The organism is Leucobacter sp., assembly GCF_053528595.1.
The window spans coordinates 23,388-30,236 of the sequence record NZ_JAIVPF010000019.1 but is presented as its reverse complement, the minus strand read 5'-3'; the positions used below and the strand labels follow the sequence as shown (position 1 = coordinate 30,236).

The 6,849-nt window shown below is 71.5% G+C and carries 6 protein-coding genes; all 6 read left to right on the top strand.

All coding sequences use genetic code 11. The annotated features are described in order from the left end of the window. The first annotated feature begins 182 nt into the window (after positions 1–182). The 6 genes from ACWKZU_RS02855 to pgm all read left to right on the top strand — a co-directional run bounded on the left by ACWKZU_RS02855 (position 183) and on the right by pgm (position 6,714). Positions 183–941, top strand: a complete 759-nt coding sequence (locus tag ACWKZU_RS02855; RefSeq protein ID WP_449280878.1) for an IclR family transcriptional regulator — start codon at positions 183–185, stop codon at positions 939–941. A gap of 23 nt (positions 942–964) precedes the next feature. Continuing rightward, the gene (locus tag ACWKZU_RS02850) at positions 965–2,680 is read left to right on the top strand and encodes a hypothetical protein (protein ID WP_449280877.1); all 1,716 of its coding nucleotides are present in this window, start codon (positions 965–967) and stop codon (positions 2,678–2,680) included. Further along, a complete protein-coding gene (locus ACWKZU_RS02845) occupies positions 2,677–3,411 on the top strand; it encodes a hypothetical protein (RefSeq protein WP_449280876.1) in 735 nt (244 codons plus the stop codon). Before ACWKZU_RS02850 ends, ACWKZU_RS02845 begins: the two co-directional genes overlap by 4 nt. Further along, complete coding sequence (locus ACWKZU_RS02840) at positions 3,408–4,403, top strand: dipeptidase (protein WP_449280875.1); 996 nt, start codon at positions 3,408–3,410, stop codon at positions 4,401–4,403. Before ACWKZU_RS02845 ends, ACWKZU_RS02840 begins: the two co-directional genes overlap by 4 nt. Then, complete coding sequence (locus ACWKZU_RS02835) at positions 4,400–4,792, top strand: RidA family protein (RefSeq protein WP_449280874.1); 393 nt, start codon at positions 4,400–4,402, stop codon at positions 4,790–4,792. The genes ACWKZU_RS02840 and ACWKZU_RS02835 overlap by 4 nt, the downstream gene beginning before the upstream one ends. Positions 4,793–5,055: 263 nt before the next feature. Next, positions 5,056–6,714: a phosphoglucomutase (alpha-D-glucose-1,6-bisphosphate-dependent) gene (pgm, locus tag ACWKZU_RS02830; protein WP_449280873.1), complete on the top strand. Its 1,659-nt coding sequence runs from the start codon at positions 5,056–5,058 to the stop codon at positions 6,712–6,714. Positions 6,715–6,849 lie beyond the last annotated feature (135 nt).

The following is a 6,849-nucleotide window of genomic DNA, read 5'->3' as shown; positions in this document are numbered from 1 at the left end:
TATTACCGGTGATGCGGCCGTCGTCAAGAGGTCTTCATGATTTGTTACCCAATGAATGAAATCCAGGCGAGGCGGGAGTGTTGCCGAAAAACGAGTTGACTTATCCGAGATCGCTGGTTAGTTTCGTGTCACGCAATGCGCAACTGTGTCACGAAATAGGTGACATGAAGAATGGAGATCCCATGACTGAGAGTGTTCCCGGGGCGGGCGGTACGGCACCGCTCACCTCGAACCTCAAGATGCTGCGCTTGCTCGAGGAGATCGCGAAGACGAGCGCGCCCTTCGGCGTGTCCGAGATCGCCCGCCGGGTCGGCGGATCGCGGTCGATGGTGCACCGGCAGCTCGTGACGCTCGTCGCGGGCGGGTGGCTCACGACCGACGCGCAGGGCTCGTACACCCTGACCTTCTCGCCAGTCCGTCTCGGACAGGCGGCGCTGCGGCACGCGAGCGTCGACGAGCGCATCTCGGAGGAGCTCACCCGGCTCGCGGAGGAGCTGGGCGAGGGCATCTCCCTGGGCACGCTCGACGGCGACTCCGTCACGATCGTGGGGCGAGGGCTGCCGCCGAGGAACGTGCACGTCTCGCTCGAGCACGGCCAGCGCTTCGGCATCGCGGGAAGCGCCCTGGGCTCGGTGCTCGCGAGCTACCTCGTCGACTCAGAGCTGCGCCGCCTCCACGCCTCTGGCGTCGAGCTCCCGCCCCAGGAGGAGCGGGCCAGAGTGCGCGCCGAGGGCTACGCCATGCTCGTCGACGACGAGTTCGATCCGATCGAGATCGTCGCCGTGCCCGTCGGCCGCACCCCCGGCCGCGTGCGGTTCGCGCTGTCCGCGCACTGGCCGCACGGCCGCACCAAGCCGGATCACGTGCTCTCATCGCTCGAGGCCGGCGCCCGGGCGATCGAGGATCTCACCGAACAGAGCGCCGGAATCCTGCTCAGCTAACCCCAGAACACGAAGGAGTGCCGATGTCCATCACACCCCCGTCCGTCGAGGTCCCTCGCCGGATCCTCGATCCCGATCAGCTGCTGCTGCCGGGACGCCTGCAGTCGCTGCCCGCCAGCCGGATCTCGGCCGGGCGGAGCCTGCTCGAGAAGATGCAGCAGGAGGGATGGACCTTCGAGCGCGTGCACTTCGACGTCGACGCGCGGGCCGAGGGAGAGGCCCTGTACCGGGTGCATGCGACGGCCGGCCGGGTGTTCGACTTCGTGATCTACAGCTTCGAGCCGACGCTGGACGGACGCACGGGCCGGATCACCGGTCAGAACTGGGACATGATGGGGGCTCTCATCGAGGGGCCCACGACCGCGGAGGACCGGGCCACGACCCGGGAGGAGCTGCCGAAGCTCTACGCGGGTCGCGCCGTGCCCGGCACGCTCACGTGGGCGCGCTCGAATCGCAGCTTCCGCGCCTTCAACCACACCGTCGACGAGCTCGCCGAGGGCCGGCAGCCCGACACCCACGCGCTCTGGGAGGTCGGCTACCTCATGCGCAACACCGGGCTCGACGGCAACGGCACGTTCCTGACGCGCTCGTTCCTCACGCTCGAGGCCGACCACCCGCTGCGGCTGCCGCTGCACGCGCAGCTGCTGTCGGCGTTCGTGATGCGCGAGTTCGCATCCGACCTCGTCGAGGCCATGGCGAAGCACCGCAACCCCGACGCCGCCGTGCTGGACCGGGATCTGCGGCGCATGATCGGCATCGGCAACGGCTCGGCGCTGGGGCTGCTCTTCTTCGTGAACACCCACCCCATGCTCGTCGGCACCTGGCTCGAGCAGCGGCAGACGCTGCTCGCCGAGGCGGCGCTGCTGCCGCTGCGCCCGGAGGAGCCCGCCTACGAGGAGTACCTCGGACTCCTGCGGCGCGCGGCCGACTTCGCCCGGGTCGATCCCTACGTGTACGCGCGCTTCGACGACCCCCACCGCGTCGCGGTGCAGCTCGACGACGCGGTCGCCGAGTTCGAGGGCCTCGCCGCGCGGGGCGCGACGACCGGCGCGGAGCTCCTCGAACGGCTCGAGGGCCGGATCGGCGACGAGGCCTGGGAGCTCGTCGCCGCGAACCTGCTCGAACTGCTGCCCTACGACCGGGTGGTCGAGGCGCTCGAGGGCGGCATCCGCGCCGAGCAGTTCGTCTGCGACGCCACCATGACGCTCTCCGAGCTCCGCGAGATCATCGATCGCGACTACGGGTGGGCGCTCGAGATCGACATGGACGCGCCGGGTGCCCGGCACTACGTCTGGTACAAGTCGGCCGACGCGGAGGAGCCCCGCCGCGGGCCCGCCGCGGAGGTGAACGGCGGGCGCAACTGGGCGCTCGACCTCCCGGGCGACCTGCAGGCCGTCGACGCCGCGCTGCGGGCGACGACCGCGGTGCACGTCGGCGAGCTGCTGCGCGAGCGCCCCGACCTGCGGGCGGCGATCGAGCGCATCCAGTCGCTGCGCGGATTCCGCTACCACTCGCCGCACATCAACATGCTCTCGGACGAGTTCGTCCCCGTCTCGATCGTGCGCTTCATGAACTCGGCCGTCCACGGCCTGCTGCGCACCGTGGACGAGGGCGACGACCGCAACGTCCTCGGGCTGATCTACCTCGGCGCCCCGACAGCCGCCGACCTCAACGAGGGCCTCGAGATCGAGACCCGCTACCCCCAGATGCCCGCGACGACGATCGGAGCCGCCCGATGACCGAGAGGATGCGGGCCTCCGCCCGCGAGATGCGACACATGGTGGGGCGCTACCTGCACTCCCGGGGCTGCCCGGGATACGCGGTCAACGCCGTGCGGGACGCGATCATGGCGGCGCAGGCCGAGGGCTTCGACGCCGTGACCGAGATGGAGCGGATCCGCGCGAGCTACCCCGACGCCCGGACGAGCTTCGTCGTGGGCCGCGAGGAGGGCCGGCTCGTGCTCGACGGCGCGTCGACCCCGGCGGTGCTCCTCGCCCCGGCGCTCATCGACGAGCTGGCGCTCGCCGCGACCGCCGGCGAGTCCTCCGCGCTCGTCCGCAACGTGCGCGGCATCGACCTGTTCGCGGCGCTCGGCGACTACGCGGCCGTCCGCGGCGTCGCGTTCCGGATCGAGGGCGCGGACGGCGCCGGGGCCGGCGGCGGGGGAGACGAGTCCGCGACGCTCTCCTTCGAGCGCGTCCCTCCGACGCCCGTGTCGCCGGCGGAGTCCGCCGCGGGACCGGCCATGCGGCGGATCCTGCTCGACGGCTACGAGCTCGACGCCGACCAGTTCTGGCGGCTCTTCCACGAGTCGAACGAGGCGCTCACCCCCGACTCCGAGATCTCCCGCCGCCACGCGGGCTCCCAGCTCTACGACGAGGAGGGGAACCTGCTCGGCGAGGTGAGCGAGGAGACCTACCTGCACCTGCGCCGCGAGTCCGGGAACCCGCACCAGGCGGTGCTGGCATGAGCGGCGCACCCGTGATCGACGGTCTGCAGTGCGGGCGCTACGACCGCGGGCTGCTCGAGCAGATGCGCGACGGCGGGCTGCGCGCGGTGACCATCACGGCCTCCTTCTGGGAGGACGCGCTCGAGACGATGGACGCGCTCACGAGGTGGAACGACCTCGTGCGCGAGAACCCGGACCTCGCGCTCATCGCGCGGAGCGGCGCCGACATCGACGACGCCGTGGCGGGCGACCGGGTCGCGATCGTGCTCGGCACGCAGAACTCGTCGCTGTTCAACGACCGGATCGGCTTCATCGAGCACTTCTGGAACATGGGCGTGCGCATCGTGCAGCTCACCTACAACATCCAGAACGCCATCGGCTCCTCCTGCTACGAGCCGACCGACACGGGCCTCTCGCGCTTCGGCCAGGAGGTGGTCGAGGAGATGAACCGCGTCGGCATGATCGTCGACCTCTCCCACGTCGGGGAGCGCACCTCGCTCGAGGCCATCGAGGCGTCCGCCCGGCCCGTCGCGATCAACCACGCGAACGCGCGCTCGATCTACGATCACGCGCGCAACAAGGGCGACGACGTGCTGCGCGCCCTGGTCGAGCGGGGCGGGGTGCTGGGCGTCTGCACCTACAACAACATCGCGGGCGAGCGCGCTGCGAGCCTCGACGGATCGGCGGAGCTCATCGCGGATCACGTCGAGCTGCTCGGGATCGACCACGTCGCGTACGGCTCCGACCTCGATCCCAACGCGCCGGCCGACAACATCGCCTGGATGCGCAACGGGCGGTGGAGCCGGCGCGCCCAGCACGGTGCGTCGCGGCCCGACATCGCCCCGCCGCCCGAGGCGTGGATCGACAACTTCGACTTCCACAAGTTCGGCGAGGTGCGCGATCGCCTCGTCGAGCGCGGCCTGCTGACCCCGGATGAGGCGCACCGGGTGTTCTACGGCAACTGGAAGCGGATGTACGACGAGGGATTCGAGCCGTCGGGGGTGCGCGCATGAGCGCCCGCGGCGCCGGCGTGCGGCGGCTCCCGGAGGACTCGGGGGGCGCGCTCTCCTCGGACGTGACGGTGATCGGCGGGACCGCCTACGTCACCGTCATCCCCGTCGACGCCGACGGCGTGCTCGCGGAGGGCATCGAGGCGCAGTCGGAGCTGGTGATCGACGCGCTCGAGGAGGAGCTCGCGCGCGTCGGGGCCTCGCTCGCCGATGTGGCCCATCTCACCATCTACCTGCGGGATCTCGCGGTGAACCGCGGACCGTTCAACGCCGTGTACGCGCGGCGCTTCGGCTCCGAGGTGCCGGTGCGCTGCGCCGTCGGGGTCGCCGAGCTCGCGCGCCCCGCCATGCTCGTGGAGCTCACGGCGATCGCCGCGACCCCGGCGGCGTAGTCGCGCCCCGGCGCCCGGAGTCCGTCCTCGTCATTCTGCGCGAGGAGCGAGTCGCAAGATCCGTCCTCCTGTCATTCTGCGCGAGCGGAGCGAGTCGCAGAATCCATGGCGGTGATGGATCCTGCGTACTGCGACTCGCTCCGCTCGCGCAGCATGACCGGCTCCGCTCGCGCAGGTCGCCCGAACGGTCGACGCCGTCTCCGCGAGGTGCGCAGGGCGATCCCGCTCTGGAGCCGACCCGGCCCGCCTGGCACACTGGAAGCATGCACGAGAGAGCGGGACGGCCGGCGCAGCAGCAGGATCTCATCGATGTCGACGCGCTGATCGCGGCGTACACCGAGGTGGTGCCGGATCCCGCCGACCCTTCGCAGCGCGTCGTGTTCGGCACCTCCGGTCACCGCGGGTCCTCGCTGCGGGGATCCTTCAACGAGGCGCACATCGTCGCGATCAGCGCGGCCATCGCCGAGTACCGCGCGGCGCAGGGCATCGGCGGGCCCCTGTTCATCGGCGCCGACACCCACGCGCTCTCGTCCCCGGCCGAGCACACGGCGCGCGAGGTGCTCTCGGCCGCCGGCGTGCACGTGCTGGCGAAGTCCGGCAGCGGCGACGAGCTCTTCGTGCCGACGCCCGCCGTGAGCCACGCGATCCTCACCCACAACCGCGACCGCGCCGACGACGACCCGCAGCGCGCCGACGGCATCGTGGTCACCCCCAGCCACAATCCGCCGTCCGACGGCGGCTTCAAGTACAACCCGCCCCACGGCGGACCAGCCGACGGCGAGGCGACCGACTGGATCGCGGCGCGCGCCAACGAGCTGCTGGCGGCCGGCGTCGGCGCGATCCCGCGCGCCTCGGAGGACGGGATCGGCGGGGTGCCGGTGGGGCGCTACGACTTCCTCGGCGAGTACGTCGAGTCGCTCGGCGAGGTCATCGACCTCGAGGCGATCCGGAAGGCCGGGGTAAGGGTGGGCGCCCACCCGCTCGGCGGGGCGAGCGCGGCCTACTGGGCGGCGATCCGGGACCGCTACGAACTCGACCTGACGGTGCTCGGTCCCGGCGTGGATCCGCAGTGGGGGTTCATGCACCTCGACTGGGACGGCAGGATCCGCATGGATCCCTCGTCGCGGCACGTCATGTCGACGGTCGAGGAGTACCAGCGGTTGTACCCGATCGTCACCGGGAACGACGCCGACGCCGACCGGCACGGCATCGTCACCTCCGACGGCGGGCTCATGAACCCCAACCACTACCTCGCGGTGGCGATCGACTACCTGCTCGCGCACCGGCCCGGCTGGCCGGCCGCCGCCGCTGTCGGCAAGACGCTCGTCTCGTCGGCGCTGATCGACCGGGTGGTCGCTGCGCACGGGCGCGAGCTGCTCGAGGTGCCGGTCGGCTTCAAGTGGTTCGTTCCGGGCCTCTCCGACGGCAGCCTCGTCTTCGGCGGCGAGGAGAGCGCCGGCGCCTCGTTCCAGCGCTTCGACGGCACCGCCTGGAGCACCGACCAGGACGGCATCCTGCTCGCGCTGCTCGCGGCCGAGATCCAGGCCGTCACCGGGCAGTTGCCATCCGAGCGCTACCGCGAGCTCATCGCGCGCTTCGGCGATCCCGCTTACGCCCGCACGGATGCGGCGGCCACGCCCGAGCAGAAGGCCCGCCTCGGCGCGCTCTCGCCCGACGACGTGAGCGGCACCGAGCTCGCGGGCGACCCGATCACCGCCGTCCTCACGACGGCGCCCGGCAACGGCGCCCCCATCGGCGGGCTGAAGGTGCAGACCGGGTACGCCTGGTTCGCGGCGCGGCCCTCCGGCACCGAGGACGTCATGAAGATCTACGCCGAGTCGTTCCGCGGGCCGGAGCACCTGGCCGAGGTGCAGGAGGCCGCGCAGGAGCTCGTGGCCGCGGCGCTCGCCTCCGCCGATTGAGCCGGTGCCCGCCGGCGGAACGCCGACGAGCGCCCGCCGATCGAGCGAGCGTCCGCGAGTCGGGATCGAGCGACCCGCACAGGTTTCGACTCGCAGGCGCGCTCAACCGGCGACGGCCTCTGCACCGGTAGCCTT

Bases quoted from the DNA above. Each gene is read 5' to 3' on its own strand.
- ACWKZU_RS02855 (WP_449280878.1), top strand. From the start codon at position 183: ATGACTGAGAGTGTTCCCGGGGCGGGCGGTACGGCACCGCTCACCTCG.
- ACWKZU_RS02850 (WP_449280877.1), top strand. From the start codon at position 965: ATGTCCATCACACCCCCGTCCGTCGAGGTCCCTCGCCGGATCCTCGAT.
- ACWKZU_RS02845 (WP_449280876.1), top strand. From the start codon at position 2,677: ATGACCGAGAGGATGCGGGCCTCCGCCCGCGAGATGCGACACATGGTG.
- ACWKZU_RS02840 (WP_449280875.1), top strand. From the start codon at position 3,408: ATGAGCGGCGCACCCGTGATCGACGGTCTGCAGTGCGGGCGCTACGAC.
- ACWKZU_RS02835 (WP_449280874.1), top strand. From the start codon at position 4,400: ATGAGCGCCCGCGGCGCCGGCGTGCGGCGGCTCCCGGAGGACTCGGGG.
- pgm (WP_449280873.1), top strand. From the start codon at position 5,056: ATGCACGAGAGAGCGGGACGGCCGGCGCAGCAGCAGGATCTCATCGAT.